12 protein-coding genes are annotated in these 14,365 nt (G+C 31.1%); 11 read left to right on the top strand and 1 reads right to left on the bottom strand.

What is annotated here, in order from left to right; genetic code table 11:
- Positions 1-87 precede the first annotated feature (87 nt).
- From RDK80_RS02735 to RDK80_RS02725, 3 genes are all read left to right on the top strand, one after another.
- A complete protein-coding gene (locus RDK80_RS02735) occupies positions 88-579 on the top strand; it encodes a metallophosphoesterase family protein (protein ID WP_308523397.1) in 492 nt (163 codons plus the stop codon).
- 204 nt (positions 580-783) lie between these two features.
- Complete coding sequence (locus RDK80_RS02730) at positions 784-1,674, top strand: HD-GYP domain-containing protein (protein WP_308523396.1); 891 nt, start codon at positions 784-786, stop codon at positions 1,672-1,674.
- 184 nt (positions 1,675-1,858) lie between these two features.
- Positions 1,859-2,305 carry an Hsp20/alpha crystallin family protein gene (locus tag RDK80_RS02725; protein WP_216560380.1) on the top strand — a complete coding sequence of 149 codons (447 nt, stop codon included), beginning with the start codon at positions 1,859-1,861 and terminating at the stop codon, positions 2,303-2,305.
- 82 nt (positions 2,306-2,387) lie between these two features.
- Here RDK80_RS02725 and RDK80_RS02720 read toward each other — a convergent pair whose 3' ends face one another.
- Positions 2,388-2,936, bottom strand: coding sequence for an RNA polymerase sigma factor (locus tag RDK80_RS02720; RefSeq protein WP_216560377.1), 549 nt, complete (start codon positions 2,934-2,936; stop codon positions 2,388-2,390).
- A gap of 232 nt (positions 2,937-3,168) precedes the next feature.
- Here RDK80_RS02720 and RDK80_RS02715 point away from each other — a divergent pair, with 232 nt between their 5' ends.
- The 8 genes from RDK80_RS02715 (at position 3,169) to RDK80_RS02680 (ending at position 14,090) form a co-directional block, all read left to right on the top strand.
- A complete protein-coding gene (locus tag RDK80_RS02715) occupies positions 3,169-3,684 on the top strand; it encodes a competence protein ComK (RefSeq protein WP_216560374.1) in 516 nt (171 codons plus the stop codon).
- Between the two features lie 99 nt (positions 3,685-3,783).
- A complete protein-coding gene (locus RDK80_RS02710; protein WP_216560372.1) occupies positions 3,784-4,422 on the top strand; it encodes a YiiX/YebB-like N1pC/P60 family cysteine hydrolase in 639 nt (212 codons plus the stop codon).
- A 76-nt stretch (positions 4,423-4,498) separates the two neighbouring features.
- Positions 4,499-5,563: a hypothetical protein gene (locus tag RDK80_RS02705; protein ID WP_308523395.1), complete on the top strand. Its 1,065-nt coding sequence runs from the start codon at positions 4,499-4,501 to the stop codon at positions 5,561-5,563.
- A gap of 148 nt (positions 5,564-5,711) precedes the next feature.
- Positions 5,712-6,296: a metal-dependent hydrolase gene (locus RDK80_RS02700; RefSeq protein WP_308523394.1), complete on the top strand. Its 585-nt coding sequence runs from the start codon at positions 5,712-5,714 to the stop codon at positions 6,294-6,296.
- Between the two features lie 207 nt (positions 6,297-6,503).
- On the top strand, positions 6,504-7,604 hold the full coding sequence (locus RDK80_RS02695) for a glycerol dehydrogenase (RefSeq protein WP_308523393.1): 1,101 nt from the start codon (positions 6,504-6,506) through the stop codon (positions 7,602-7,604).
- 187 nt (positions 7,605-7,791) lie between these two features.
- Positions 7,792-9,855 (top strand): 5'-nucleotidase C-terminal domain-containing protein, encoded by a 2,064-nt coding sequence (locus RDK80_RS02690; RefSeq protein WP_308523392.1) that lies wholly within the window; start codon positions 7,792-7,794, stop codon positions 9,853-9,855.
- Between the two features lie 132 nt (positions 9,856-9,987).
- Positions 9,988-11,991, top strand: coding sequence for a molybdopterin-dependent oxidoreductase (locus RDK80_RS02685; RefSeq protein WP_308523391.1), 2,004 nt, complete (start codon positions 9,988-9,990; stop codon positions 11,989-11,991).
- 236 nt (positions 11,992-12,227) lie between these two features.
- Positions 12,228-14,090: a sigma 54-interacting transcriptional regulator gene (locus RDK80_RS02680; protein ID WP_308523390.1), complete on the top strand. Its 1,863-nt coding sequence runs from the start codon at positions 12,228-12,230 to the stop codon at positions 14,088-14,090.
- Positions 14,091-14,365: the final 275 nt, after the last annotated feature.

Below are 14,365 nucleotides of genomic sequence, written 5' to 3'. Positions count from 1 at the left end.
TGGATTCTCAATACTATGAGGTTAAGGGCTTTATTGGAAAAAAGAAATATCTAAAATATATAATTATGAATATAGGAGGAAAATTAAGTGAAAATAGGTATTATTTCTGATACTCATATTACAAAAAATATCTCTAGCTTTATTGACTTTCTAGATACTTATTTTAAGGAAGTGGATATCATTGTTCATTCAGGTGATTATATAAGTATAGAAGTCATAGAAGCATTACAAAAGTACAAGAATTTTATTGGAGTGTGGGGAAATGTAGATGAACCTGAAGTAAAAAATCTGATAAAGGAAAAAGAAATAGTCACTATAGAGGGCTATAGAATAGGGATTTTTCATGGACATGGTACTAGTAGCAATACTTTAGATCGAGCCTATGAAAAATTCAGAGAAGATGATGTGGATATAATCATATTTGGTCATAGCCATCAACCATTAGTTAAAACTAAAAAGGGAATATTGATGTTGAATCCTGGGTCATTGACCAATAAACGTCAAGAAAGATGGTATTCTTATATTATATTAGAGTTACATCCTGAAAGCATTGATTTACAATTTAAATTTTTTTCTTAGAATATTAAAGAAAGAGAGTTAGGATTTTAGTGAAGATTAAGCTAAAGCTAACTTTTTTCTTTTGTCGTATTATATACAACTTTGTTGGAAATTGTAGAAATATTTGGTATAATTATTTTAATTATAATAAGTCAATATCTAACTGTAATAGCAATGATTATTCATAAGTTTATGTTCTAATGAAAACTCACACGGAGGTACAACATGGATGGTTTTAAAATCTATAAAAACGGTGAAGCCATAAAAGAAGATATAAACAAAGCAGGAAGATTTAAACTTATGATTCAAGATAGTGATTTTGAAATCTTTGAATCTTACATACATGCAGGGCATTCGGTGATTTGTCAGCCATATGAATGTGAGAATTCGATGAATGCAGTCTTTGTATTAAGTGGTAAACTTTATCATACTAATACAAAGTCTTATATTTTAGGGGGAGAACATTATACCTTTAAGAATTTAAAAGAAACCCATCACCTCAGTGTAGAGGAAGATACAGAACTCTTGATGATTAGAAAAAAGAGTTTTTTCATGGAGCAAGTATCCAAAATGAATAAGGTCATGGAGCTTATGGATATGATTCAGAAAAAAGATCATTATACAGAGAAACATTGTAACAGTACAGGGAATTTAGCTGTTAAAATAGCAACTTATTTAAGGCTTTCAGATGAGGTTGTTCAAAATGTCTTATTTATAGGTAAAATTCATGATATAGGGAAGATCGATGTCCCTATTGAAATTTTAAACAAACCTGGAAAATTGACTGCAGAAGAATTTAATTTCATAAAAAAACATCCTCAGAGGGGACATGATATAGTCATGGAGACAATTGGAGATAAAGAAGTTGCTAAAATTATTTTGCAGCATCATGAGAAAATTGATGGCAGTGGTTATCCCTTTGGTCTAAAAGGCAAAGAAATATCTGTGGAGGCCAAAATTATTTTAGTTGCAGATAGTTTTGACGCTATGACATCTAATAGACCATATCGAAAGCCTATGAGTGTTAATGATGCCATCCAAGAACTTAGAACTTATTCAGGCATATGGTATGAAAAAGAAATAGTTGAGGCATTAGTTGAGGTAGTTAGAGAATAAATCATTATTTATTAAAGGGAAAATAGGGAATCAATCAAGGGAATTGGTTTTCTATTTTTTTATATAAATCAAGAAAATAGGTTGACATAATCTTGAATAAATGGTATATTATATGTAGAAATTAGCACTCGGTGACTTAGAGTGCTAATGAAATATTAAATAATATAAAAAGGAGTTGTTAAATATGTCTGGATTAGTACCTTTTAACAGAAGAAACACAAGTATATTTAATTCTCGTTTTGAGGACTTATACAACATAATGGACGACTTTTTTAATTATAATTGGTCCTCTAACAGAATTGGTGGAAATGGGTCATTTAAAATAGACATTCAAGAGAATGATAAGGAGTATATAGTAGAAGCGGCACTTCCTGGTGTGAAAAAAGAGGAAATAGATATTCAACTAAATGATGGTAGACTTAGTATTTCTGTGGCAAGAGATGAGAATATTAGTGAGGAAAAGAAGAACTATGTTTACAAAGAGAGCAGGTATTGTTCAATGAGTCGTGCTATATATTTAGATGAAGCTAAATCTGATGAAGTAAAAGCAAAATTAGATAATGGAGTTCTTCATATTACAGTTTCTAAAAAAGAAAATACAGGCAATACTAAAAAAATTGAAATTGAATAACTGGGACAGATGATATCTAACTATATTTATGCAACCTTATGTCCCACATTAAAGAGCCAGCTCTTAGGAACTGGCTCTTTCCTTACCTTATCCATTTTTTTAAATTTTCTAAGGCTCTAGTCTTTGTATTTACCACAGTTCTGTAGCTTATACCAAGCTTACTTCCTATATAACCAATACTCATATTTTTTACATAATAAAGAATTACTATTTCTCTCTGCCTTTCAGTAAGCTTTTCTAGAGCTTTGTTAAGCTGGATATTTCTTTCATCTTCTAATACTATATCCAGTGCAGCTTTGTCATCTGATACTAGAATATCTATGATTTCCAGTTCTCCATCTGCTATCGAGTCGTTTAGGGATAGATGTATTTTTCTTTTATGTTTATTTAGATATAGATATTTGAGATTCAATTTTATATATCCTAAGAAATGTACGGCCCTAGTAGAGTCATAGCTCTTTAAACTTTCCAAAATCATTAAATTACCTTCTTGTATTAAATCCTCATACTCTTTTCCATTATTATAATATTTTCTAATTGAGCTTATAACCAATGGCTGCAATCTATTGATAATTTCTCCTGCTGCCGCCCTATTTCCTTTTCTAGCTTCTTCAATTAATTTATCCAACATATTATTCACTCCCTTTTTGACAATTCACAGTGCACAATTATTTAGGATTAATATATCTGGTTATTACTTAAATTGGAAAAGCAGATTTATAACAAGTCATGGGAAGAATAAGACGGATTTTTAGTGACTAAATAAAAGTCCTTATTTTTTTCAAAGGACTTGCAATAAAACATATGTTCTGTTATTATAAGTCTAAGAGTTAAATAACTGTTAAAAAAGAGGAGGGAATATGATGGAAAGAGTACTTAATGAAGAACTGATGGCAATTTTGCCGCAGTACGTAGATAACAGGGGGAACTGTACTAAGATTTATGCTGTGGGTTTAGAACCATTAATACTAGATAAAAGTATTAAAACGATTCTACGTCTTATTGGTAAACATTATATGATTGATTTAAAGGAATTGAAGAAGAGATATGGAGCTTTAGTATCATCACCAAATCTAGTACCTATTCCATTAAGTAAGAGAGATGTTTTCATACCTTTCAAGACTAGAGTGCCCATGTATAAGAATGATGGAGCCTTTGGATATATTAATATGAGACATATAGAAAAAATTAGAGAAGAAAAAGAATCCACTGTAGTATATTTATCTAATGGTGTCTACATTCCATGCTTATGTAGTTTATCTACAATAGATAAGCATATGAGAAATGGTAATATAGTAAGTAGGTGTTATGAGGATAGGTCAATGAAAATAAAGGAGCAGGAAGTAGTTTATAATGCGAGAGTAATCATCACTAGATAGGCAATAAAAAAGAAAGTAATTTCATTTCAATGAATATTAAAAGATAATCATGCATAAGTTTTTATACGGAAAAAATAAATTGTTGGAGGTTGATTTGAAATGAAAAGGCAAAGGGTAAGTTTGTTAAGTTGTGTTCTTTTAATGATGATTTTGGTGTTGACAAATGTCTCTCCAGTGTTTGCCAATGGTAGTGATAATTACACCATTGATATGAAGCAAGTTCAAGAAGATTGGGAAAAGGCAGCAAAAGTACCTTTAGTGCAAGATAAAAATTCAGAAAATTCCAAAGGCATTGAACTTTCTGCCTATGGCACATATCCAACAAGAAAAGGAGTTATTTTAGTTACACCTGACAAATTTAAGGGCATTATCCCTACAGGTCATGCAGCTATTATCTATACTAGCACAACAGTTGTTGAATCCTTATCTGGCGGAGTAACTACAGGACCTAATGATTGGAATAAAACTAGATCAAAATGTTATGGAGTAACTGTAAGTGGAACAACTACGACCCAAGATAGCAATGCTGCTGATTGGTGTTATAGACAAAGAGGAAAAAGCTATAACTGGAATTACTTAAATGTTTCAACAAGGAGTTCCTTCTATTGTTCTCAGTTAGTTTGGGCAGCCTTTTTAGATTTATATGGAATAGATTTAGATACTGGTTCCTATGGAGTTGCAGTTCATCCTATGGAGTTAGTAAATACTAGCAGAACATCAAAAATATACGAAAACTAACTTTACGAATAATAATTTTAGATAATAGTGGATATACATTTAGTATGTCCACTATTATTACCTAGGAGGGAAACAAATGTATAGAAGAAATAATTTTCTTATAGCTACAATTCTTATCTTATTCCTATTATCAGGATGTAACAATATGAGCTTTAAGGGAAAGGGTTTTAATTATAAGTATGGAGTGATTGAAACTACAGGTCAAGAGAATAACTCATATATATCATTTTATGATGATAACTTGGAAAAGATAGGTGAGGAAAAAATTAAATATGGATCTATGGGAGATGGATTTTCTTTGCCTCAAGTTTTTAAAAATAGTATGTTTATTGTTCCTAAAGGACTTTATAGTAAAAAAGAACTTACCTTTATTATGGAATATGATTTGGATAAGATGAAAATAAAAAAATATAATACTGGGTTACAGAACATGAATAGTATTGCTGTAGATGATAGCTATATTTATGGTGTTAATACCATGAACTTTGTATCAAATATTGTAAGATGTAATAGGGAAACAAAGAAACTATCTAAAGTAGAAATACCTAACACCTATATCAGCTATATTGAAATTTATGAGAATGAATTATTTGCCTTTGGTGAAAGCAATGAAAATGGAAAAATGAATTCATCTCTTTATAGACTAGATGCTGATACTTTAAATATCTTAGAAAAAATAGATATTACAGATATTGGATTTGGACAATATGATACAGTAATGAAAGACAATAAATTATACTTTTCAGCATCTCATTCAATAGAAGGTACAGAAAGTCAACCGATAAATAAATTATGTGAATACAATAGAGAAAGTGGAGAAGTTAGAATATATGACTTAAAAGAAAACTTTCCTTTCCAAATAATGGGATATAATGACAAATTACTTATCACCCATTTTGATCCTGTAGGAGTTATAGGAAATAAAATTAGTATATTTAATGTCGATGATAAAAATAGTGATATAGTTGAATTTACACATAATATAGAACAGTTAGAGTTAGATGATGAAGATATTATCATACTGGGAGATGGATATTTATATAGATATGATAAGAATTTCTCCTTAAAGGATTCTACTCTAGTGGTCAATGAGAGAGAGACTGATTATCATTATTATACCACAGGTTTATTTAAGCCATAAGGAACTAGAAGGTATAAAACTGTATTGATTATATCTAGATATAATAGAGAAATATAAATTTATATTAAATGGAATACTTGTTCTTTTCTCTATAATAAAGTATACTAATTAGGCAGGTATATGAAAATGACATCTATGGAGGAGTTTTATGACGGGAAAAACACATGTAGTAATAGGAATCACTGCAGCATTAACAGTATCCTTTGGTCAGCCAGTAGAAAATCAGTTAATAGTAGTACTGGCTTCAGCAGTAAGCTCTTTAATTCCTGATTTAGATCATCCTAAGGGTAAATTAAATCAAAAAATACTATTGGTTAATAATAATTTTTATAGGATATTATTTTATCTATCTTTAGGCAGTTTATTTATGTATTTGTATTATTCAAATCAAATAAGTATCTTTCTTTATTTAGGACTAATATCCTTTCTCATAGGGATATCTAGTCATAGGGGTTTTACCCATAGTATAGTAGGTTTTCTAGCATCTACATCTATAGTTACACTGGGAACAGTGAATTATGGATTAACCTCTGTATATTCTGGTTTTGCTATAGGATATGTACTACATATAATAGCAGATTTATTTACTACTAGAGGAGTAAAGTTATTTTACCCTTTGAAAAATAATATATCATTTCCTATTAAAATTAAGACAAATGGTAAGGGTGAAAAGATAATATTAAGATTGTTAAGTATTTATTGTGTTTGCTTATTATTTAGATATTTAATATAGAGCCATTAATCTAACAGACCTTAAGGCTATTAGTGATCATAAGCCTTAGGGTATTTTTATATCACCATAATGATTATATAATCGGTTTACTACTCCATACTATCATTTATCTATATTATTATAATTCCATATAAAACATATCTATAGCTTGATTATTAATTGTCAATCAAGGGTATATTAATTAAAAACAATTAGGGAGTGGTACTTATGACAAAAATTATAATTTCTCCGGGAAAATATATACAAGGTGCTGGCGAATTAAAGAGAATTAAAGATCATGTAGGACATTTGGGAAAATCTTTCTTTATTATAATTAGTGAATCAGGTCATAAAAGATTTGGAGAAACTGTGAAGGAAAGTTTTGGAGACTCTGTTAATATTCATTTTGCAAAATTTAATGGTGAATGTTCAAAAGGAGAGATAAAAAGACTTGAAGAAGAAGTAAAATCAATAGGTGTAGATGTTATTATCGGTATAGGCGGAGGGAAAATCCATGACACTGCAAAAGCTGTTGCTTATTATCAAGGTTTGCCAGTAGTCATAGTTCCAACTATTGCAAGTACTGATGCACCTTGTAGTGCCTTATCTGTATTATATACAGACGAAGGAGCATTTGATGAATATCTACTTTTACCAAAGAATCCAGATGTTGTATTGATTGATTTAGAGGCAGTTGCATCTGCGCCAGCAAGGTTACTTGTTGCAGGTATGGGTGATGCTTTGGCTACAAAATTTGAAGCTAGGGCCAGTTCTCAATCAGGTTCAACTACTATGGCTGGTGGACTTCCGACAGATGCTGCAATTGCTTTAGCAAATTTATGCTATGATACATTGATAAATGAAGGCTTGAAGGCAAAATTGGCCATAGAGAAGAAAGTTGTAACTAAGGCTGTGGAAAAAATAGTAGAAGCAAATACGCTTCTGAGCGGTCTTGGATTTGAAAGTGGAGGACTTGGTGCAGCTCATGCTGTTCACAATGGATTAACTGTTATAGAAGAGGCTCATGATTTATATCATGGTGAGAAAGTTGCTTTTGGTGTATTAGTTCAATTAGTATTAGAAAATGCATCTATAGAAGAATTAAATGAAGTGCTATATTTCTGTAATGAGGTAGGTCTTCCAACTACATTAGCAGATTTAAATATGGCTAATGTATCAAATGAAAAATTAATGGAAGCAGCAGAATTAAGCTGTGCAGAAGGTGAAACTATTCACTATATGCCATTTAAGGTAACAGCAGAAGATGTATATGCAGCAATATTGGCTGCAGATGCCATAGGAGAAAACTTTAAGAAACAATATATTTAAAAATAGAGTATATCTTGTTCACTTATATTGAGCTGTTTGAATAGTTGAATTAATAAAACCTGTCTCCGTGAAATATAGGGACAGGTTTTATGTTTTAAATTTACCAATATTTAACGCGAAGGTCTTGTTCCCTTAACCTATATATACTATAATTTAATAGACCATAATAAATTAAGGGGGCATGACAATGAGTAAAAGATTTATTAGCATTTTTATGGCGATCATTCTAGTATTAGGACTTGGTATGCCAACATTAGCAGCAGAGGAGATTGTTTTCAATGATATTGGAGAATCACCTTATAATCAAGCTATAGTGGAGTTACACACTAAGGGTGTTATTAGCTCTAACCCTAATAATAAGTTTTATCCTGAAAGAATATTAACAAAGGCAGAGGCTGCTGCATTATTAGTAAGAGGTTTTAAGCTATCTGAAATTGAACCACTTATGGTGGAAAATACAGAGCTAGAAAAGAAATTTAGCTATAGCAATCCGCTAGAAGTAATAACAGATGCATTCTCTATTCCTTCTTCAAAGGATATAGTTAATCATTGGGGAATGAATTATATTGAAGGATTACTGAAGGTAAGGGCAGATAAAGTTGTTGGTAATGAATATAAACCAAATGATACTCTTACAAAAACAAAATTTACTGAGATGATAGCTAAGGTAGTACTTGGAGTAGATAAAGAAATTGATTTCATTCAAGAAATGGTTGATTTAGGTCTTGTTTCTAAGGAATTTGCTACTTCTGATGAGTTGATAAATAGAGAAGAAGCTGCATATCTTCTTCACAATATCTTATCTAATCCTAATTTTAAAGTAATCACTGTATTTGCAACATCTGATATTCATGGTCATTTGGAACCATATAAAGCAACAGGAATGGAAAGAGAAATAGGTGGACTTTCTAAAATGAGTAAGATTATAAAAGATTTTAGAAAAAAACAGCCTAATACTTTATTAATAGACGGTGGTGATGCACCTTATAATACTAATATTGCTAATTTATTTGAAGGGGCATCAACTATAGAAGTAATGAATGAAATGGGCTATGATGCTATGGCATTAGGAAATCACGACTTCGATTTCCCATTTGAGGTTATGAAGAGAAATGCTGGTAATGCTAAATTCCCATTCTTATCAGCAAATACTTATTTTGAAGAAAAATATCCAGAGTTTTTAAAACCATCTATTATAAAGGAAGTAGATGGAATTAAAGTAGGGATTGTTGGTATAACAGATGATATGAGTCATGTATATACTCATCCTAATAATGTTAAAGGAATTACTTTTAAAGAGCAATTTGAAGCTACACAAAATGCTATAGATGCTATTAAGGATGAAACAGATATAATAATAACTCTTGCACATATTCATGGAAACAATCCGATACTTCCTACAAAGGTAAAGGGTATTGATATAGAAATCGGTGGTGGACAAGACGTAGTTGGATTTCCACAAGATATTGAAGGAACTTGGTTAATTTCTCCTGGAAAACATGCAGAAGTATTAAATCAGATAAATATTAATGTATTAGATAATAAAATGATAGGTCTTAATTTTGCACATATTTTCTTAACTGAAAATCTTGAAAATGATCCAGTAGCAGAAAGCATAATAGGGAAATATAAGACTCAATTAGATGAAAAGATGAAAGAAGTAGTAGGAGAATCTACTGTAGCCTTAGATGGTGAAAGAGGAACAGCAAGAATGAAAGAATCTAATTTAGCAAATTTAATTGCAGATAGCTTATTAGATATAACTGGTGCTGATATTGCTCTTCAAAATGGTGGTGGAGTAAGGGCAAGTATTGCCCAAGGGCCTATTACTATGAATGATGTGTATGCAGTTTTACCATTTGATAATACAGTAGTTGTAGTAGAAGCTACTGGTGAAACTATATGGAAGACTTTAGAGCATGGAGTATCTTGGTATCCAGGAGCAGCAGGTGGCTTCTTACAAGTAGCAGGACTTAAATATACATTTGATGCATCTAAGGAAGTAGGTTCAAGGGTAACAGAAGTATTAGTAGATGATAAACCTATAGAAATGGATAAAGTTTATAAGGTTGTATCAAATGATTTCTTAACAGGTGGAGGAGATAATTTCACTATGCTTAAGGATGAAACAACAGAAACATTGAGAACTAAGCTTTATTTAAGAGATGTTTTTGTAGAATATCTAATGAAAGTTAAAACAGTATCTCCAGAATTAGAAGGAAGAATAACTGTTATTAATCCAGCAGAATAATATAGAAATCCCAAGGCTTTGAATGTAGTCTTGGGGTTTTTAAATTTGGAAGAAATTTATAAAAATTAGATAATATAATTAACTAGAGAAAAAAACTCTCCAGTTTGATATAATTATTTTGAGGTGTTGATAATGAACTATAATGAAATGAAAATAAGTACTTCTTGTACCTTGGATTGCTGGGATTCATGTTCTATTTTAGCTACTGTATCAGATAATAAGATTATATCTCTTAAAGGAGATAATAGAAACCATATTACAGGTAATGTTTTATGTGCCAAGGGTATGAGGTATATGGATATGATAAACCATCCAGACAGAATTAGAGAACCGTTGATAAAAGAGAAGAATGGATGGAAAAGGGCTAGTTGGAAGGAAGCTTTGGATCTCGTAGCAAGTAAGCTTTATGAGTTGAGGGAAACATGCCCTACTACTGCCTTGTTACATTGTAATCACGCAGGTAACGTAGGACTACTTAAAAAAGTGGAAAATAGATTTTTTAGTGCATATGGCGGAGTTACTGCTGCAATAGGCAGTTTATGCGTAGGAGCAGGAAGTGAAGGTCAAAGATATGATTTTGGAAAATCTCTAAGCCATGAAATTTCTGACGTTGTAAATTCAAAGACTATCATCATATGGGGAAGAAATCCTATGGATACTGGACTTCATCTTGTTCCGTTTTTAAAGGAAGCAAAGAGAAGGGGATCATATATCATAGTTATAGACCCTTTGGAGACAAATACAGTAAAACTAGCAGATATGCATATATCCCCATTGCCAGGGACCGACGGAGCATTGGCTCTTACAATGGCAAATATCCTTATTGAAAGGGGATTGATTGACAAGGAATTTATAGATCAGTATGTAGTAGGTTTTGATGAGTTTAGGAGTTATATAAAGGATTTTACCCTAGAGAAAGGGGCTAAAATATCTGGTGTTCCTATGGAAGATATTGAAGTTCTTGTAGATAAATATGGCAAATCTAAGCCTTCCTCTATTATAATTGGATTTGGAATACAAAGATATACAAATGGAGGCTATACTGTTAGAACCATTGACGCCTTAGGTGCAATAACTGGAAATATTGGAATAAGTGGCGGAGGAGTAAATTATAATAATAGCAGGATGAATGATTATGTTGATCATGAGCTTCTGTCGGGAGAGACACTAAGAAAGCATCATAGAGTATTTTCTAGACCTAAAATGGCTGAATTTATTGAAACAGCAGAAGACCCAAAGGTAGAGATTATATTTACTACTAGAGCTAATCCATTAACTCAATTTATGGATAGTAACAGAATGACTAGGGCATTTGAAAAGGTAGGATTTAAGGTTACTATAGATATGTTCATGACAGATACAGCAAATCTATCTGACGTTGTTTTACCTTGTCGTCATTTTTTAGAGGAAGATAATATAATTTGTCCTCCATCTAATCACAATTATATAAATTATTGTAATAAGGTAATAGAACCAAATCCTTGGATACCATCTGAGTTGTGGATTTGGAATGAATTGGCTAAGAGATTGAAACTAGAAAACTTTCCTATAGAGAATAGTGAGTGGTGGATAGAAAAGGCACTAAAGCCAATGACTGACTTAACGGGTATAACTATAGATGATATAAAGTCAGGTCCAATAATAGTACCTGGAGCTACTCCTGTGGCTTGGCATGATAAAAACTTTCAAACACCTAGTGGGAAATATGAACTTTATTCTAACCTAGCTAAAAATCAGGGATTTGAACCTCTCCCTGTATATAAAAGTATAGATGTAGAACCAAATGAAGAATATCCTTTTTATCTGCTTACTCCACATACTAAAGATTCGCTTAATTCCCAGCACTTTGTTCTAGTGGATGAAAAACAGTTACCTATCGTATATATGCACAGTGAAACTGGATCTAAGATGGGTATAAGGAATGGCTCAGTAGCTGAAGTATTCACAGATACTGGTAGTTTAGATTGTGTAGTTGAGTATAATGACAGCATAAGAAGAGATATACTGATGATATATCAGGGATGGTGGATACAAAGATTGGGAGGAGTTAATAGACTTATCTCTGAGAGATATTCCGATATGGGTAATAATGCAGCTTATTATGAATGTATATGTAATATAAGATATAAGGCTTGATTAATTAAGAGTGTTTTGGATTCTTTAAATATATTAGGAATAATATCTTAGATGCATTTATTATATCTAGAAGTATTGTAAATATAGGAGACATGAGGATTCTTTTGGATAAGAATCCTCATTTTAATTTAAGCATTATAAAATTTACCATATGAGCTCTATTGCAGTTATTCATATTAATTATATATAATATACTTATTATAAGATTTTCAAATAAGTGTTTTTAGGAGGACGCCATGATTAACGAATTAGAATTACAAGAGTATTATGACTTAGCACAAAAGATTGCTGAAGCTATTGAGGCGGTTCTTAATTTAGATGTTACGATGATGAATGAAAATATGGATCGGATAGCTGGAACTGGAATATATAAGAAAGAACTTAATAATAAAATTGCGAAGAACTCTGCATTTGAAAGTTGTCTTTTATCTGATGAATCTTTTGTTATTATAAATCATTGTAAAAATGAATCTATATATAATAGATGCACCAATCGTATTCATTGTCAGGAATTAGCTAAGATTTGTGTACCAATTAAGTGTAAGGAGAAGATAATTGGTGTTTTAGGTGTTATAGCATTTAATGATGAGCAAAAACATCGAATACAAAGTAATAGAGATATTTATTTAAACTACCTTGAAAAGATGGCATCTTTATTAGGCGGTAAATATGATCAGTATCAAATGGATCTATCTAAGAAAAGATATGCACAAAGAATGAACGGTATCTTAAATACCATAAACTCAGGTGTAATCTTATATACAGACAGTGGAGAGGTATTATATACAAACAATGCACTAGAGGGTATATTTGCTGAAGTTGGTATTGAAAATATAGATGATTTTGTAAGCGAGATAAGGAAACATAAGAAGCTTCAAGAGTTATTGGAATCAGGACAATGTATACGACCCTGTGAAATTGCCATAGATATTCTTGGAATAAAATATACGCTTCTTGTGACCATAACTTATTTAAATATGGATAGTAATTCTAAAGAAATAATGTTAACTATTCAAAATATAGATTATTTCAAGAAGCAAGTTATGCAATCCATTGAAAAAAATCATATCAGGCTAAAGTTTGATAATATCTTAGGAATCTCGAAAGAATTTTTAGAAGTGAAGCGATTAGCTGAAAAGGCAGCTTTATCTGAATCTAATATATTGATTCAGGGGGAAAGTGGGACAGGCAAAGAATTATTTGCGAGAGCTATACATAATTCCAGTGACAGGAGGGACTTCGCATTTGTCCCTATTAACTGCGGAGCTATTCCTTATGATTTATTTGAAAGTGAATTCTTTGGTTATGAGAAGGGGGCTTTCACTGGAGCATATGCTAACAAAATTGGTAAATTTGAAGTAGCAGATAAAGGGACAGTTTTCTTGGATGAAATTGGAGACATTCCCTATGATCTTCAAGTAAAACTATTGAGGATTTTACAAGAAAAAGAAGTTTGCAGGATAGGCAGCAATGTTGTAAAAAAAGTTGATGTAAAGATCATTGCTGCATCAAATAAAGATTTGCTAAAGAGAGTTAAAGAAGGGCTTTTTAGGGAAGACCTATATTATAGATTAAATGTAATACCTATAATGGTTCCTCCATTGGTCAAACGACATGAAGATATCTTATATATTGCAAACCATTTTATCAAGTATTATTCTAAACTGCTTAACAAAGATATCCGTGGTCTAACACAAGAGGCTATTAATCTAATGATGGAATATCATTGGCCTGGTAATGTTAGAGAGATGCAAAACCTTATAGAATATGCATGTAATTTTGAAACTGGAAGTCTAATAAGTAGTCAAGTGATAGAAAAACGTCTTGAACCTAAGAATGAAGGCTTTACTAAACGATTTGATGGTGAATCTTTATCCATCTCTTTAGGTATAGTAGAAAAGGAAATTATTATAAGATGTATAAATAAATATTCTTGTTCTAACACAAAAGATCAAATGATCAGTTGTGTTTGTAAAGAATTAGACATTAGCAGAGCAACATTATATAGAAAAATAAAGGAGTATAATATCTGTCTCAATCATGAGAATTATCTCAATAATGAGACGATAGATAAAAAGGACACTAAACGACAAAAATAGACATAATTTTTTAAAAGTTGTCTCATTATTGAGATGACTTTTTTATAACGAATATTAAAGTTTTACTTTAATATTTTAATATCGATAATTTAATATCAAGAAAAGCTACCTTTAACGCGCCCATAGGCGCTTTTTTTATTTACTTAGAAAAAGTGATAAAAAGTATGGCATGGTTCTTGCTATATATAGAAGATAATTGAATATACAATAATATTAAAAAGGCTCTGTAAACTAAATATGAAAAAATAGTACAATATCTTCATAGAATTGCTCTA

Origin of the sequence: uncultured Tissierella sp. (assembly GCF_902479755.1) — a bacterium.
GTDB lineage: Bacteria > Bacillota > Clostridia > Tissierellales > Tissierellaceae > Tissierella > Tissierella carlieri.
This window is presented reverse-complemented; position numbering and strand designations above follow the sequence as displayed.